Origin of the sequence: Pantoea sp. SM3, from assembly GCF_000963995.1 — a bacterium.
Taxonomy (GTDB): domain Bacteria; phylum Pseudomonadota; class Gammaproteobacteria; order Enterobacterales; family Enterobacteriaceae; genus Pantoea; species Pantoea rwandensis_B.
Genome location: NZ_JZRD01000008.1, coordinates 23,503 through 38,406, shown reverse-complemented (window position 1 = coordinate 38,406; position 14,904 = coordinate 23,503). Strand labels below are relative to the sequence as shown.

The window sequence follows — 14,904 nt, the reverse complement described above, 5'->3', positions numbered from 1 at the left end:
GTAGAGCTCAGGACCAGGAAAAGTTATGCTGATGCCATTCTCATCACTCGCAGTGAAATATGAACAGAATTGTCTATGTGGAAGATGAGCCGGAAGTCGGCGAACTGATCGCCGCCTACCTTGGCCGCCACGATATTGAAGTGACTGTAGAAACGCGCGGTGACCGCGCTGAAGCCACTATTCTCAACGCCGATCCCGACCTGGTGCTGCTGGATATCATGTTGCCTGGCAAGGATGGTATGACCGTCTGTCGCGATTTGCGTGCGCACTGGTCTGGGCCGATTGTGCTGCTGACATCGCTGGACAGCGACATGAACCACATTCTGGCGCTGGAAATGGGTGCCAATGACTACATTCTGAAAACCACACCGCCCGCTGTTTTGCTGGCACGTTTGCGCCTGCATCTGCGTCAGGCGCAGGGTTCCCAGCCCGAAGTCGCGCCAGCCATTCAGAGTTCGCAACGGGTACTGCGTTTTGGTTCGCTGACCATTGACTCCCTCAATCGGCAGGTCTCGCTGTTTGATGAAAACATCACCCTCTCCACCGCCGATTTTGATCTGCTGTGGGAGCTGGCTACGCATGCAGGCCAGATTCTGAATCGTGATGCGTTGCTGAAAACCTTGCGAGGGGTGAGCTATGACGGCATGGATCGCAGTATCGATGTGGCGATATCTCGCCTGCGCAAAAAACTGTATGACAGTGCCACCGAGCCGTTTCGTATCAAAACCATCCGCAATAAAGGTTACCTGTTCGCGCCTCAGGCCTGGGATACCCGCTCCGCATGAGAAAACTCTTTATCCAGTTCTATCTGCTGCTGTTCGTCTGCTTTCTGGTGATGACCTTGCTGGTGGGGCTGGTCTACAAGTTTACCGCTGAGCGTGCGGGCCGCCAGTCAATGAACGATTTGATGGCGAGCTCGCTGTTTTTAATGCGCAGTGAATTGCGCGAGATTCCCCCGCGTGACTGGAATAAAACCATCCGCAATCTCGATCTCGACTTGTCGTTTGAGCTGCATATCGAACCGATGAGTAAATATCAGCTGGATGAGCCTGATATGCGCCGCCTGCGCGCCGGTGAGATCGTCGCACTTGACGATCAATACACCTTCCTGCAGCACATACCGCGCAGCCATTATGTACTGTCGGTCGGCCCGATTCCTTATCTGTTTTATCTGCATCAAATGCGCATTCTGGATATCGCGCTGCTGGCGTTTATCGGTATGTCTTTAGCGCTGCCGGTGTTTATCTGGCTACGACCGCACTGGCAGGAGATGCAGCGGCTGGAAAAAGCCGCGCAACGTTTTGGTCGCGGTGAGTTGGATGTGCGTACCCATTTTGAAAGTACCTCGAGTCTGCACAGCCTCGGCGTGGCGTTTAACCAGATGGCGGACAATATCAATACGCTGGTCGCCAGCAAAAAACAGCTGATTGATGGCATCGCCCACGAGTTAAGGACACCGCTGGTTCGACTGCGCTATCGCCTGGAAATGAGCGATAACCTCAGTGACGCCGAGTCCGCTGCGTTGAACCGCGATGTCGGCCAATTAGAGAGTCTGATAGAAGAGCTGTTGACCTATGCGCGCCTCGACCGCCCGCGTGTCGATCTCAACCTTCAGTCGTTTGATTTGGCGCAGTGGCTGCGAGTGCATATCGAAGATGTACAAACCATGAATCCGCAGGCACATATCGCCCTGGATATTCCGCAACTTGAGAATGTGGGATCCGCCGATACCCGTCTGATGGAGCGCGTTCTGGATAATCTGGTGAACAATGCGCTGCGTTATGCCCATCAGCGGCTGCGCGTTAGCCTGTGGTTTGACGGCGCCATCGGTAATTTACAGGTCGAAGATGATGGGCCGGGTATCCCCCCCGAAGAACGCGCGCGCGTGTTCGAACCTTTTGTTCGTCTCGATCCCAGTCGGGATCGCGCGACCGGTGGCTGCGGGCTTGGGCTGGCAATTGTCCACTCCATTGCGCAGGCACTGCAGGGACATGTCACTATTGAGAGCAGTCCGCTTGGTGGCGCCTGCGTTCGCTTCTGCTGGCCGGTTGATCTACCCTTGCGAGATATTTCGCCCCGTTTACCGTCATAAGGAGCTTTAATTGTGACTTCTGCTTATCAGGAACTTAGCAAAACTTTCCAGCGCCTGGCGCGCTTTGGCCACCTTGGGGCTATCGCCGGTGTCGATATGCAAACCACGATGCCACCCGGCGGCAGCCAGGCGCGCGGTGAAGCCATGGCGGAACTCAGCGTGTTTATGCATGAGCTGTTGACCGATAAACGCCTCGGCGGCCTGTTCGATGCCGCTCAGCAGGAATCGTTGAACGATGTTGAGCAAGCCAACCTGAGCGAAATGCAGCGTGCCTGGCAACAGGCAACGATTCTGCCCGCTTCATTAGTCGAAGCCAAATCGCTGGCCGGTTCGCGTTGTGAGCATGCCTGGCGCCAACAGCGCCCCGCCAATGACTGGCAAGGCTTCTCGGCTAACCTGAAAGAAGTGGTGAAACTCAGCCGTGAAGAAGCACAACTGCGCGCCGATGCACTGGGTGTGTCTCGGTATGACGCGCTGCTGGATGTGTTCGAACCCGGCATGACCAGTGCGCAACTCGACAGTACCTTTGGCGAGTTGAAAAGCTGGCTGCCCGCGCTGCTGCAAAAAGCCGTCGAGAAGCAACAGAAAACCGCCATCGCGGCGCCGGTGGGTCCTTTTGCCATTGAAGCGCAAAAGCAACTCGGTTTGAGTGTGATGAAAACGCTGGGCTTCGATTTCAACCATGGCCGCCTGGATGTCAGCGCTCACCCCTTCTGTGGTGGCGTGCCAGAGGATGTGCGCATTACCACACGTTACAATGAGAACGATTTCCTGAGTGCGATGATGGGCGTGATCCACGAAACCGGCCACGCACGTTACGAGCAGAATTTACCGCAGCAATGGCGTGGACAACCGGTGGCACATGCGCGATCGACCGCCATGCATGAATCACAAAGCCTGTTTATGGAGATGCAGTTGGGCCGCAGCAAGGCGTTCCTGCAGCATATTCATCCGCAGGTCGTCGCCCTGATGGGTGACCAGCCTGCATTAGCGCTGGATAATTTTGTTCGTCAGACACAACGCGTGAAGCCGGGCTTTATCCGCGTGGATGCCGATGAACTGAGCTATCCCGCTCATGTGATTCTGCGTTACGAAATCGAACGTGCGTTGATTGAAGGCGAGATTGAAGTTGATGACATCCCCGCGCTGTGGGATGAGAAAATGCAGCAGTCTCTGGGAATGGATACGCGTGGCAACTATCGCGATGGCTGCATGCAAGATATTCACTGGACCGATGGCGCCTTTGGTTACTTCCCAACGTATACGCTGGGTGCCATGTACGCCGCCCAACTGTTCCAGGCGGTGAAGCGCGCTATCCCACAAGTGGATGATCTGATCCGTAACGGAGAGTTGCAGCCGGTGTTTGATTGGTTACAGCAGAACATCTGGCAGCACGGCAGCCGCTTCCCGACGCAGCAACTGTTGGTGAATGCCACGGGTGAAACACTGAATCCGCACTATTTCCGTCAACACCTTGAACAACGCTATCTCTCTGAGTAAACTGCGCGGCGGCCTGATGGGCCGCCCTTTTCACTTCCTTTACCCGCCTTTGTACATTCCGTTACACGCCGATACCAATGCCTCACGGAAAGACCGAATTGTTTTTCATATAGTTCTTTCACCGGCCCCGCAGTGGGCTACACATGAAAAAATAGTTCGAGGATTTTGCGATGAAAAAATTAGTTGCACTGGTGATCGCCGCTGCTATGGGTATGTCTTCTGTTGCTTTCGCTGCTGAGACCACTACAGCTGCTCCGGCTGCTGCCGCTACCACTACCGCAGCACCTGTTAAGCACAAAGCAGTTCATCATAAGAAAGTTGCCCAGAAAGCTCAGGCAGCTAAGAAACACAAAAAAGTAGCGAAAAAAGCACCAGCGGCTCAGAAAGCTCAGGCTGCTAAAAAGCACCACAAAAAAGCAACCAAGCCAGCTGCACAGAAAGCCCAGGCTGCTAAAAAGCACCACAAAAAAGCAACCAAGCCAGCTGCACAGAAAGCTCAGGCTGCTAAAAAGCACCACAAAAAAGTAACCAAACCAGCTGCACAGAAAGCTCAGGCTGCTAAAAAGCATCACAAAGTGAAAAAAGCGGCTAAATAAGTCGGCCTCTTAGCGCCAACACCGCATTAACGATTGAAAACACCCGGTTATGCCGGGTGTTTATTTACTGGAGTAGCGAAAAATGGTGCGTCGCTATCGCTTCGAAATTATCCTGATTGTGATGATCCTGTGCGGCATTGTTGCAGCCAGCTTTTTTATCTAGTCGTTGTAGCGTGCTGATTACTCCAATATTTCTCCCTTTTTTCCCGCTCTCCGACTATAGTTATCGCTCAAGCGTGATGACAATAACCTCTTCTTATTCTCGCCATTGAGAGAACTATGCGCCTGGCTATCCTGTTACTTGTTGGAATTTTCAGTTTTAACCTCGCAGCACATGCCGATGATGAAGATGGGCCAAGCCCGGAAGACATCAAGACGCTATTTTTTGGTAAAGACCACCGCAAAGCCATTACGGATGTGAGTGCCGCTCCCTGGGATGCCATTGGCCAGCTGGAGACCGAAAGTGGCAACCTCTGCACGGCAACCCTGATATCCGCGCATCTGGCATTAACCGCTGGACACTGCCTGCTCGCCCCTCCGGGTAAATTTGATAAACCGGTGGCGCTGCGTTTTATGTCAGGTGCTAAAGGCTGGCGTTACGAAATACATGATATTGATGCGCGTGTAGAACCTTCACTGGCGCGCAGGCTACAGGCCGATGGTGAGGGCTGGATCGTGCCACCGGGCGCGGCACCTTACGATTACGGGCTGGTTATTTTGCATAATCCGCCGTCGGGTATCGTACCCATCCCCTTATTTGACGGCTCACGCAGCGATTTAACCGATGCGTTGAAAACCACCGAACGCAAAGTGACACAAGCCGGTTACCCGGCTGATCACCTCGATACGCTCTATTCTCACAGCGACTGCCTGATTACCGGCTGGGCGCAACGTGCCGTGCTGTCGCATCAATGCGATACGTTGCCGGGCGACAGCGGATCGCCTCTTCTGCTGAAAAGTGGTGATGGCTGGAAACTGATTGCCGTCCAAAGCTCCGCACCCGCACCGGCGGACCGTTATCGCGCGGATAACCGTGCCATCGCGGTGACGTCGTTCAAAGACAGTCTGGAAGCGCTGGCGAAATAAGTTTTTGCCACTGAATCGCTCACCTTCTTCGCGCCAGGGTGTTTCATGCGCAGTCAGCGATAGTTCACTCACAGAGGCGCAGAAATAGCGCCTCTGTGCTTTTGTTGACTCAGCTAATTTGCTCCATCGCCTGTAGAATGCGCTTATCAGAGATGGGATAAGGTGTGCCCAACTGCTGAGCAAAATAGCTAATCCGCAACTCCTCAAGCATCCAGCGAATCGCCTGAACTTCAGCATCATCCTGACGCTGCGGGGGCAGTTTATTGCGCCATGTCTGCCAAGCCTGCTCTGTGGCTTGCACTTTCAACATGCGCGCACGGTCGCTGTAGGGATCTGACGGCAGTTTTTCAAGGCGGCGCTCGATGCCCTGTAAATAGCGCAACGTATCGCCCAGGTGCTGATAGCCATTCCCGGTGACAAAGCCGCGGTAAACCAGTCCACTCATTTGCGCTTTAATATCAGACAGTGCCAGCGCCAGCGTCATGTCGACACGCCCTTTCAGGAATTTGTTGATATTGAACACGCTGGTCAGAATCTGCTCGACCTGTTTGGCGATAGTGACCACAGTTTCGTTCAATTCAGCACGCACTTTGTCGCGCAGCTGCTCGAAGTTCTCCTGTTGCCATGCCGGACCGCCCGCTTCCGCCATCAGTTTGTCGACACCACAAGCGATGCAGTCATCAATCAGATCCAGCACTTTGCCGTAAGGATTGAAGTACAAGCCGAGTTTAGCTTTGTTGGGCAGTTTCTCGTGCAGATACTTGATTGGCGACGGGATGTTCAGTAACAACAAGCGACGCTGACCTCGCCACATCATCTTTTGCTGCTCAAGCTCGTTGTCGAACAGGCGAATGGCGACACTGTCTTTCTCGTCGACCAGTGCGGGCCAGGCTTTAACCTGATAGCTGCCGCGTTTTTGCTCGTAACTTTGTGGCAAATCACCAAAGCTCCAGATGTGCAGTCCGCTCTGCTCCAGCCCATCGTCCGCGACTTTCGACAGCGTTTCCTGCACTTTCCCTTTCAACACCTGTTTAAGCTGATGCAGATCTTTGCCTTCCTGCAGCTTGCGATTGTGTTCATCCACAATGCGGAAGGTCATTTTCAGGTGATCGGGCACCTGATCCCACTGCCAGGCTTCACGATCAATGGTCACCCCGGTCATGCGGCGGAACTCGCGCTCCAGCGCATCGAGCAGCGGTAACTCCATCGCTTTCACACGACCGAGGAAAGCTTCCGCGTAGTTCGGTGCGGGCACCAGATTACGGCGCGTCGGTTTTGGCAACGATTTAATCAGTGCAATCACCAACTCACGGCGCACACCGGGGATCTGCCACTCAAAACCGCCCTCTTCAATCTGATTCAGCAACGGCAAGGGAATGTGAACGGTAACACCATCGGCATCCGCGCCGGGTTCAAACTGATAGCTCAGTTTCAGCTTCAGATTGCCCTGATGCCAGAAGTTCGGGTAATCGAGCTGGCTGACTTTATCCGCGCCATCTTTGATCAGCATCTGCTTATCAAAACTCAGCAGGTCAGGATTGTCCTTGCTCGCCTGTTTCCACCAGCTATCAAAGTGGCGTGCGGAGACCACATCAGCGCCGATGCGACGGTCGTAGAAAGCAAACAGCGTTTCATCATCCACCAGAATGTCACGCCGACGTGATTTGTGTTCCAGATCTTCCACTTCACTGCGTAATTTTAGGTTGTTACGCAAGAACGCATGGCGTGTTTGCCAGTCGCCTTCCACCAGCGCGTGACGGATAAACAGCTCACGACTGAGTGGCGCATCGATGCGACTGTAGTTGACCTTACGCGCCTGCACGATTGCCAGCCCGTAAAGCGTGACTTTCTCTGTGGCCATCACCGCACCCTGGGCTTTCTCCCAGTGCGGTTCGCTGTAGCTACGTTTAATCAGATGCTGGGCCAGTGGTTCAATCCATTCGGGATCGATACGTGCCGCCACGCGGCCCCACAAGCGGCTGGTCTCCACCAGTTCCGCGACCATCGTCCACTTCGGCTGCTTCTTAAACAGGCCGGAGCCAGGGAAGATGGAGAAGCGGGCATTACGCGCGCCGGTGAATTCCTGCTTCTCATTATCTTTCTGACCAATGTGCGACAGCAATCCGGTCAGTAAGGCGCAGTGCACTTCACGATATGGCGCGGGTTCGCTGTTAACCGGCATGCCTTGTTCGCGTACCACCTGACGCAACTGCGTGTAAATATCCTGCCATTCACGCACCCGCAGATAATTGAGGAAATCGGTTTTACACTGGCGACGGAAGTGATTGCCCGACAGGGCTTTTTGCTGCTCCTGCAGGTAATTCCACAGATTCACAAATGAGAGGAAATCCGACTCTTTGTCAGCAAAGCGCCGGTGTTTTTCATCGGATGCCTGCTGTTTATCACTCGGGCGCTCGCGCGGATCCTGAATCGATAAGGCCGCAGTAATGATCATCGCTTCACGCACGCAACCGAACTTTTGTGCTTCCAGCACCATGCGTGCCAGACGCGGATCTACCGGCAATTGCGCCAACTGGCGGCCAGACGTCGTCAGCTTATAGGTTTCATCTTCACTCAGCGTGATGGCACCTAACTCTTCCAGCAGTCGCACGCCATCCTGAATATTGCGCTTATCGGGCGCTTCAACAAACGGGAACGCGCCGATATCACCCAGGCCAAGCGCGGTCATTTGCAGGATAACCGACGCCAGATTAGTACGCAGAATTTCCGGATCGGTAAACGCCGGGCGACTGAGGAAATCGTCTTCAGAATAGAGACGAATACAGATCCCTTCCGACACACGTCCGCAACGTCCTTTACGTTGATTGGCGGAAGCCTGAGAAATTGGCTCGATCGGCAGACGCTGCACCTTAGTACGATAGCTGTAGCGGCTAATGCGCGCCGTACCGGGATCGATAACGTACTTAATCCCCGGCACCGTCAGTGACGTTTCCGCCACGTTGGTGGCCAGCACGATACGGCGCCCGCTGTGCGACTGGAACACCCGGTTCTGCTCGGCATTCGACAGACGCGCATACAGCGGTAGGATTTCGGTATGCGGGATATCGCGCTTCATCAGCGCATCGGCGGTATCGCGAATTTCACGCTCGCCACTCATAAAGATCAGAATATCACCGCGGCTTTCCTGACCTAACTCATCTACGGCGTCAAAAATCGCCTGCAACTGATCGCGGTCGGTATCGTCAGCGTCTTCCACCATTGGGCGGTAGCGCACTTCGACTGGATAGGTTCGGCCTGAGACTTCAATCACCGGCGCATTATTGAAGTGGCGCGAGAAACGCTGCGGGTCGATGGTCGCCGAGGTGACGATCACTTTCAAATCGGGACGGCGCGGCAGCAGCTCACGCAAATACCCCAGCAGAAAATCGATGTTCAGACTGCGTTCGTGCGCTTCATCGATGATGATGGTGTCATATTGCAGCAACTGACGATCCTGCTGGATTTCCGCCAGCAGAATACCGTCGGTCATCAGCTTCACCTGGGTGGTGTCGCTAACCTGATCGTTAAAGCGCACTTTGTAGCCGATAGTGCCGCCGAGCGAGGTTTCTAACTCATCGGCAATACGGTTGGCGACCGTACGCGCGGCCAGTCGGCGTGGCTGCGTATGACCAATCAACCCTTTCACACCTCGTCCGAGCGCCAGGCAAATCTTCGGCAACTGGGTCGTTTTTCCTGAACCGGTTTCCCCGGCCACAATCACCACCTGATGATCGCGAATCGCCTCAGCAATTTCTTGCTGCTTTTGACTGACCGGCAGGTTTTCCGGGAAAGTGATGCGTGGCGTGGCCGCCGTGCGCTGGGCTATGCGCTGTTCAGCGGCAGCAAATTCAGACTCTAATTCTGTCGCAATACCTTGCTGCGCGGCTGGATTTTTCACCTTCGCTGCGCCATGCAGGCGACCTTGCAAACGCTGGCGATCGCGCAGCGTCAGATTATCGAGCCGCGACCAGAGCGGCGCCAAAGGGGAGGTTTGGGATGATGACATAGTGATGCGTTACCTGTTGTCGCGGCGAGCCTGGCAAAGTGCGCTCTATACCGGCTTAAATTTCCCGGCGGATTCAATCAATTATTGCCCGGCATGATAGCACACTCTGGAAAACCTCACCTGACCGGACGTGCGACCTTATTCAATAATTTCGAACATAGGTCTCGAAATATTGCGCTTTTACCTCGCGGAGGAACTCCGTAGAGTGTAACGCATTGAGCGGTAAGCCAACCGCGTAACGCACAGGAAAATACCATGAGCAAAGTTTTAGTTCTGAAATCAAGCATTCTGGCCGGTTATTCTCAGTCAAACCAACTGGCTGACTTCTACGCTGAAGAAGCGCGCGCCAAAGGCAATGAAGTGACCGTTCGCGATCTGGCTGCTCAGCCAATTCCGGTTCTGGATGGCGAGTTGGTTGGCGCACTGCGTCCTTCCGATGCTCCGCTGTCTCCACGTCAGCAGGAAGCCCTGGCGCTGTCTGATGAGCTGATTGCAGAACTGCAAGCGCATGACACTGTGGTTATCGCTGCGCCAATGTACAACTTCAACATCCCGACTCAGTTGAAAAACTACTTCGACCTGATCGCACGTGCTGGCGTCACCTTCCGTTACACCGAAGCGGGCCCGGAAGGTCTGGTCACCGGTAAACGTGCCGTGATCCTGTCCAGCCGTGGCGGTATCCACAAAGATACCCCAACCGATCTGCTGACCCCATACGTGAAATTGTTCCTGGGCTTCATCGGCATCACCGATGTGAACTTCGTGTTCGCGGAAGGTATTGCTTATGGTCCAGAGGTGGCAACCAAAGCGGCTAACGACGCTAAAGATGCCATCAAGCAAATTGTTGCTGCGTAATCTTAAGAACGTGATGAATACCCGAGAATAATGGGTATGATGCCATCTTTGCCGGGCCTGAGTGCCCGGCTTTTTTATGGCTGTTTATTACCCATTTTGGCGTTACTTACGTAACCACTGCCCGTTGATGCCGCGCACATATTCCCCGCTGCCCGCGCGACTCACCAGTTTCTCTCCTGCGATACGCGCCACTTCGCTGGTAGAGAGATTATTCTGCTGCGCGACGCGCTGATATTGCTGCGTACGGCCATCGTTAATCCGTTTCACCAGCGCCAGCGTTTCATCGTCTTGCTGACGCGCCGCCACATAGCCACTGAGTGTTTCACCGACGCGGCCCTGCTGCCGCGCTTCATCCAGCGTCAGTGCCCAGGCTGAAGGCACCAGCAGCAGCGCCAGCAACCATGCCATCGCTTTTGATTTCATCATGCCGCTCCTCAAAACAGGCCGCTTTGGTTTTTCAGCAACGCTTCCACATCTTTATCGACCTTGATGTGGATTTCATGTTCGATCTTCACGTTCATATTGATGGTGATCGGCTCTTTCGGTGCCGCCACTTCAATGCGCGGCACGCAACCGATCAGCGGCAGCCCAGCTGCCAACACCAGCAATGCCCTGAGGCTCATGGTTGGGGATCCTTCTTCGATGGCAGGGTGGCATTTTGTTCCACCCAGGATTGCAAATTATCGCCAAAGCGCAGGCTGCGCCACAGCTGGAACAGATTTTCCTGATGCCGATAGTTGAGATTGATTGATTGTCGGCGATTACTAAACTGACTGGTGCCTTTCACTTCGGACTGCATCGTAAGATTGCCGAAGTTATCGAGATCTAATGTTGCCCACGAACGGGAAATCTCCATGTAGCGCAGCCAGTCCATGGCGGCTCCCGCAGCAAAATTATTGCTGACGATGGCATCGGCCATATCTTTGTCCATACGGAACGTCAGCGGGCCGCTATTGGCGATCCAGCCTTTCTCAATCAACCATTGTGGATTATTCACCCACAGCGGCAGCTCGCCATTCACTTTGCCCGACATGGCAAACTGCTTCGGTTTGATTGCCGTGATCAGCCTGCTGAGATCAATCTCGCGCAGTGAAACGCGCGCGGACTCATGCTGCGGCATCCTCAGCTCTGGCATGCTGACATGACCGCCCAGCAGATCGAGATTGACGTTGCTCAGCGTGAGCGGCTGGCGCTCCTGCCATGGATAGTGACCCTGCAGATCGGCGGTAATGTTCTGCAAGGCAAACTGATTTTTGACTTCGGCGATGCGCAGTGAAACCGGACCGCGCCGCCCTAACTGCCATTGGTGATCCTTGAGGCGGAATGGCAGCGTGAAGTCGATGCCATTGATTTCGCTGTCCGGCATCCACACGCTGCCTTGTTTCACTGCCCAGAAACCACCGGCTTCGAAGCCCTGTTGGGTGGCCGCAGAAAACGCCATTTGTGCCCGCAGTTCACCTGACTGAATGCGCATCTTCAAATCGCTGCTGAGCAGCGGCTGGAACACGGCTAATGACTGCGCGGGCCACCAGGCTTCACCACGCAGACGTTCACCATCCCAGCGACCGTGAACCCGCACCGGGCCGATATCCTCAGCAGTCAGTTGTCCACGCCAGATAAAGCGACTCGGATCGCTGCCTTTGGCCTCAAAGCGCAGTTCTGAAGGCGGCAACCAGCCGCCATAGCTAAACTGCGTCTGACCGGATTTCAGGGTAAAACCCCCGTTGAAAGCCGGATGCGCAACGTCTCGCTGCCAGCGCACCGGTGCGGTCAAGGTCAGGCGCGGTTTATCAACCTGCACCATGCCATAAGCCAGTTGATCAAAACCGGTGTTGAGTGTGTCCAGGCTGATTAATGTATCCTGCCAGCTGCCCGTGCCCTTCACATCCCATTTGGCATTGAGTGGCTGCATCAATCCATCGCCCCAGTATCGCCAGTTCCAGCGTCCGCTGTCTGGCCAAAAATCGCTGGCGCGGCCATCAAGATGCAGCGTGAAGCGACCAAAGTTGGGATCGTGTGCCTTTAAAATGGCCTGCAGACGGCCATTAATGCCGCGCGAAGCCAGCGTGACACCCGCCAGCGGCCAGCGCGCTTCGTCCACTTCCAGCGTCGACAGCAAGCGTCCACGCAGGCGCAGCAGTGCGCCTTGTTTGAACGTGATTTGCGGGTCAGTCAGCATGCCGTGTAGCATTCCCGGCATACTGCCGAATAACTGCAGATCGGCAAACTTACTTTCGCCGGTTAGCTGGAACGGTAACGCGCTGTCAGTCAGGCTCACTGTGCCCGGCCCGACACTCAGCACCAGGTTTCCCTTACCTCCGCGCCCCGTGGTGAGCAGGTTAAACCGTCCGCTGACTTGAGTGTTTTCCAGCCCCTGCTGCCAGTGCTCCAGCGTGAGCGCCAGACCGCCCGACAAAGGCTGATCGGCTAGCGGCCAGCGCCAATGTCCCTGGGTGATACGAATCTGCTGTGCATCGACCTGCCAGGGTAACTGTAACAAAGGCTGATCGTCGCCCTGTTGATTTATCACCAGCGTGCCCTGCTGCTGCTGCCAGTTAAGCGTCACTGCCAGCGGCTGCGGCCACTGCGCCAGATTGACGTCGCTGCTGAGTTCGCCCGCAATCGGTAACCCATTGGCAAAGGTGGGCAGCGTTAACTCTCCGTGCAAATCGAGCGGTTTTGGCAGCAGAGGATGGCTGAGCTGGAGTTGTGCGATCTGCAGTTGCTGCCCTTGCAAACGCGCATCAACCCGGAGGTTATCGCCCTGATAGTGCAACTGCTGGACGGTTTTATCGAAGCTGAGATCAAAACGACCGGCATATTGCTGCCAGGGTAAAATACTCAGTTGCTCCAGATGGATATCAGCGCCCGGCAGCATCTGTTGCCATTCGGCCAGACTGCGCGGCGCACCACTGGCATCGCTCTGTGGCAGGGCTTGCAGGCAATCACTATTAAGCTGCACGGTCTGTGCACTGAGCTGCCAGCGTTTATCTTGCCAACCCAGCGCCACATCTTTCACTGTCGCCAGTTCGCAATCACCGGCCAGATAGCGTACCGCCGGAAAATGCACGCCGCCGTGATGCCAGCGCGGTGAGCCATTGAGCTCCATGCGGGTATTCTCCGGCAGCCAGATCCCCGCCAGACGCGGCAACCATTGCGTCAGCGTCAGCAATAATCCCAACAGCAGCAGTATCAGCGCCAGTAGCGCAGCAAGTGTTCGACGGAGGCCCCGCGACATGGCAGTTAACTATCCTGTTCTTTACGCAATCCTGACGGAGATGATGTCATGTTATGCCCGGCAAATGAAGGTGTTACCTGTATAGCCTGGCTGAAGATCAGCAAAATGATGTAGAAAACGTTATTCTGTGAGGATACCGACGTTGCATTTTTCAGGAGCGAAATAATGAAAGTTGCGGTTTACAGTACCAAACATTACGACCAGAAATACCTCGAACACGTCAATGCCAGCTTTGGATTTGAGCTGCAATTTTTTGACTTCCTGCTCAGCGAAACCACCGCCAAGAATGCCGCCGGCTGCGATGCCGTGTGCATTTTCGTCAATGATGATGGCAGTAAAGAGGTGCTGGAAGAGCTGGCAGCACTGGGCGTGAAAACGATCGCGTTACGCTGTGCCGGGTTCAATAATGTCGATCTTGCCGCAGCCGAAAGTCTGGGCCTGCAGGTGGTGCGTGTACCGGCCTATTCGCCGGAAGCCGTGGCGGAACATGCGGTGGGTTTAATGATGACGCTGAATCGCCGCATTCACCGCGCCTATCAACGCACACGTGATGCTAACTTCTCACTGGATGGGCTGACCGGCTTTAATATGCACGGCAAAACGGCGGGTGTCGTTGGCACCGGTAAAATCGGCGTGGCAACCTTGCGCATCCTGAAAGGCTTTGGCATGCGTTTACTGGCGTTTGACCCTTATCCAAACGCTGCGGCACTCGAACTGGGTGTCGAGTATGTCGACCTCAAAACGCTGTTTGCCGAATCCGATGTGATTACGTTGCATTGCCCAATGACGCCGGAAAATCATCATCTGTTGAACGCGCAAGCCTTTAACCAGATGAAAGATGGCGTGATGATCATCAACACCAGTCGTGGTGGCCTGATCGACTCACAGGCAGCCATTGATGCGCTGAAGCAGCAAAAGATAGGTTCGCTGGGTATGGACGTGTATGAAAATGAACGCGATCTGTTCTTTGAAGATAAATCGAATGATGTGATTCAGGACGATGTGTTCCGTCGCCTGTCAGCCTGCCATAACGTGTTGTTCACCGGCCATCAGGCATTTCTGACCGCCGAAGCCCTGACGGCGATTTCCGAAACCACGCTCAGCAATTTAAGTCAGCTTGAACGTGGCGAAACCTGCCCGAATTAGGTGAAAGCGTAAAGAGGCTGCGCCTGCCTCAGCGGGCGCACTGCCCACCCATCAGCGCCTGCTCGTCACAACGACGGCCGTTGGCTAACTGGCACATGCCAATACGCGATCCATCCAGCTGGCGTGAAAACGCCAACGTTCCCCCGGCATTACTGCAATTCACTTCGGCCATGGAGGCCATCACAACATGTGGTTGAACGTGTGCTGCGGTAGCCTGTTGCGGTGGTTCGTCATCACTGTTGCTGCTGCAGGCAGAAAGTAACAGTGCTGCACCGGCCAGCAGTAAGGTAGCGGCTTTCATCGGTCGGGCTCCGGGGAGTTGGGCGTAAAAGAGCCACCAGCATATGTCAGGTAGGTTAAGGGATCGATAGGTGACACAGCTTTT

Annotated in this window: 12 protein-coding genes; 7 read left to right on the top strand and 5 right to left on the bottom strand. The window is 54.7% G+C overall.

Annotation, left to right across the window (positions count from 1 at the left end; translation table 11 throughout):
• Positions 1–59: 59 nt before the first annotated feature.
• The 5 genes from rstA (at position 60) to VI01_RS04895 (ending at position 5,274) form a co-directional block, all read left to right on the top strand.
• Positions 60–785 carry a two-component system response regulator RstA gene (gene rstA, locus VI01_RS04915; RefSeq protein ID WP_045814200.1) on the top strand — a complete coding sequence of 242 codons (726 nt, stop codon included), beginning with the start codon at positions 60–62 and terminating at the stop codon, positions 783–785.
• Positions 782–2,092 (top strand): two-component system sensor histidine kinase RstB, encoded by a 1,311-nt coding sequence (gene rstB / locus VI01_RS04910; protein ID WP_045814199.1) that lies wholly within the window; start codon positions 782–784, stop codon positions 2,090–2,092. Before rstA ends, rstB begins: the two co-directional genes overlap by 4 nt.
• A gap of 12 nt (positions 2,093–2,104) precedes the next feature.
• Positions 2,105–3,592, top strand: coding sequence for a carboxypeptidase M32 (locus tag VI01_RS04905; RefSeq protein WP_038650095.1), 1,488 nt, complete (start codon positions 2,105–2,107; stop codon positions 3,590–3,592).
• A gap of 170 nt (positions 3,593–3,762) precedes the next feature.
• Positions 3,763–4,188 carry an acid resistance repetitive basic protein Asr gene (gene asr / locus VI01_RS04900; RefSeq protein ID WP_045814198.1) on the top strand — a complete coding sequence of 142 codons (426 nt, stop codon included), beginning with the start codon at positions 3,763–3,765 and terminating at the stop codon, positions 4,186–4,188.
• 279 nt (positions 4,189–4,467) lie between these two features.
• Positions 4,468–5,274, top strand: coding sequence for a serine protease (locus VI01_RS04895; protein ID WP_038646829.1), 807 nt, complete (start codon positions 4,468–4,470; stop codon positions 5,272–5,274).
• Between the two features lie 109 nt (positions 5,275–5,383).
• On the opposite strand, the gene hrpA is transcribed toward VI01_RS04895, so the two are convergent.
• Entirely contained in the window at positions 5,384–9,280 is a 3,897-nt protein-coding gene (gene hrpA / locus VI01_RS04890; RefSeq protein WP_045814197.1) for an ATP-dependent RNA helicase HrpA, read from the bottom strand.
• Positions 9,281–9,535: 255 nt separating this feature from the next.
• On the opposite strand from hrpA, the gene azoR reads away from it, so the two are divergent.
• Positions 9,536–10,135, top strand: coding sequence for an FMN-dependent NADH-azoreductase (azoR, locus tag VI01_RS04885; RefSeq protein ID WP_034821315.1), 600 nt, complete (start codon positions 9,536–9,538; stop codon positions 10,133–10,135).
• A gap of 102 nt (positions 10,136–10,237) precedes the next feature.
• Here azoR and VI01_RS04880 read toward each other — a convergent pair whose 3' ends face one another.
• The 3 genes from VI01_RS04880 to VI01_RS04870 are packed head-to-tail and all read right to left on the bottom strand — an operon-like array spanning position 10,238 to position 13,373.
• A complete protein-coding gene (locus tag VI01_RS04880) occupies positions 10,238–10,558 on the bottom strand; it encodes a YdbL family protein (protein ID WP_045814196.1) in 321 nt (106 codons plus the stop codon).
• 11 nt (positions 10,559–10,569) lie between these two features.
• Positions 10,570–10,758, bottom strand: coding sequence for a YnbE family lipoprotein (locus VI01_RS04875; protein ID WP_013509194.1), 189 nt, complete (start codon positions 10,756–10,758; stop codon positions 10,570–10,572).
• The gene (locus VI01_RS04870) at positions 10,755–13,373 is read right to left on the bottom strand and encodes a YdbH family protein (RefSeq protein ID WP_045814195.1); all 2,619 of its coding nucleotides are present in this window, start codon (positions 13,371–13,373) and stop codon (positions 10,755–10,757) included. The genes VI01_RS04875 and VI01_RS04870 overlap by 4 nt, the downstream gene beginning before the upstream one ends.
• A 165-nt stretch (positions 13,374–13,538) precedes the next feature.
• On the opposite strand from VI01_RS04870, the gene VI01_RS04865 reads away from it, so the two are divergent.
• On the top strand, positions 13,539–14,519 hold the full coding sequence (locus VI01_RS04865) for a 2-hydroxyacid dehydrogenase (RefSeq protein ID WP_045814194.1): 981 nt from the start codon (positions 13,539–13,541) through the stop codon (positions 14,517–14,519).
• A 28-nt stretch (positions 14,520–14,547) separates the two neighbouring features.
• On the opposite strand, the gene VI01_RS04860 is transcribed toward VI01_RS04865, so the two are convergent.
• Positions 14,548–14,820, bottom strand: a complete 273-nt coding sequence (locus VI01_RS04860; RefSeq protein ID WP_034821326.1) for a DUF333 domain-containing protein — start codon at positions 14,818–14,820, stop codon at positions 14,548–14,550.
• Between the last annotated feature and the right edge of the window lie 84 nt (positions 14,821–14,904).

Bases quoted from the DNA above. Each gene is read 5' to 3' on its own strand.
- VI01_RS04865 (WP_045814194.1), top strand. From the start codon at position 13,539: ATGAAAGTTGCGGTTTACAGTACCAAACATTACGACCAGAAATACCTC.
- asr (WP_045814198.1), top strand. From the start codon at position 3,763: ATGAAAAAATTAGTTGCACTGGTGATCGCCGCTGCTATGGGTATGTCT.
- rstA (WP_045814200.1), top strand. From the start codon at position 60: ATGAACAGAATTGTCTATGTGGAAGATGAGCCGGAAGTCGGCGAACTG.
- VI01_RS04875 (WP_013509194.1), bottom strand. From the start codon at position 10,758: ATGAGCCTCAGGGCATTGCTGGTGTTGGCAGCTGGGCTGCCGCTGATC.
- hrpA (WP_045814197.1), bottom strand. From the start codon at position 9,280: ATGTCATCATCCCAAACCTCCCCTTTGGCGCCGCTCTGGTCGCGGCTC.
- VI01_RS04880 (WP_045814196.1), bottom strand. From the start codon at position 10,558: ATGAAATCAAAAGCGATGGCATGGTTGCTGGCGCTGCTGCTGGTGCCT.
- azoR (WP_034821315.1), top strand. From the start codon at position 9,536: ATGAGCAAAGTTTTAGTTCTGAAATCAAGCATTCTGGCCGGTTATTCT.
- VI01_RS04860 (WP_034821326.1), bottom strand. From the start codon at position 14,820: ATGAAAGCCGCTACCTTACTGCTGGCCGGTGCAGCACTGTTACTTTCT.
- rstB (WP_045814199.1), top strand. From the start codon at position 782: ATGAGAAAACTCTTTATCCAGTTCTATCTGCTGCTGTTCGTCTGCTTT.
- VI01_RS04895 (WP_038646829.1), top strand. From the start codon at position 4,468: ATGCGCCTGGCTATCCTGTTACTTGTTGGAATTTTCAGTTTTAACCTC.
- VI01_RS04870 (WP_045814195.1), bottom strand. From the start codon at position 13,373: ATGTCGCGGGGCCTCCGTCGAACACTTGCTGCGCTACTGGCGCTGATA.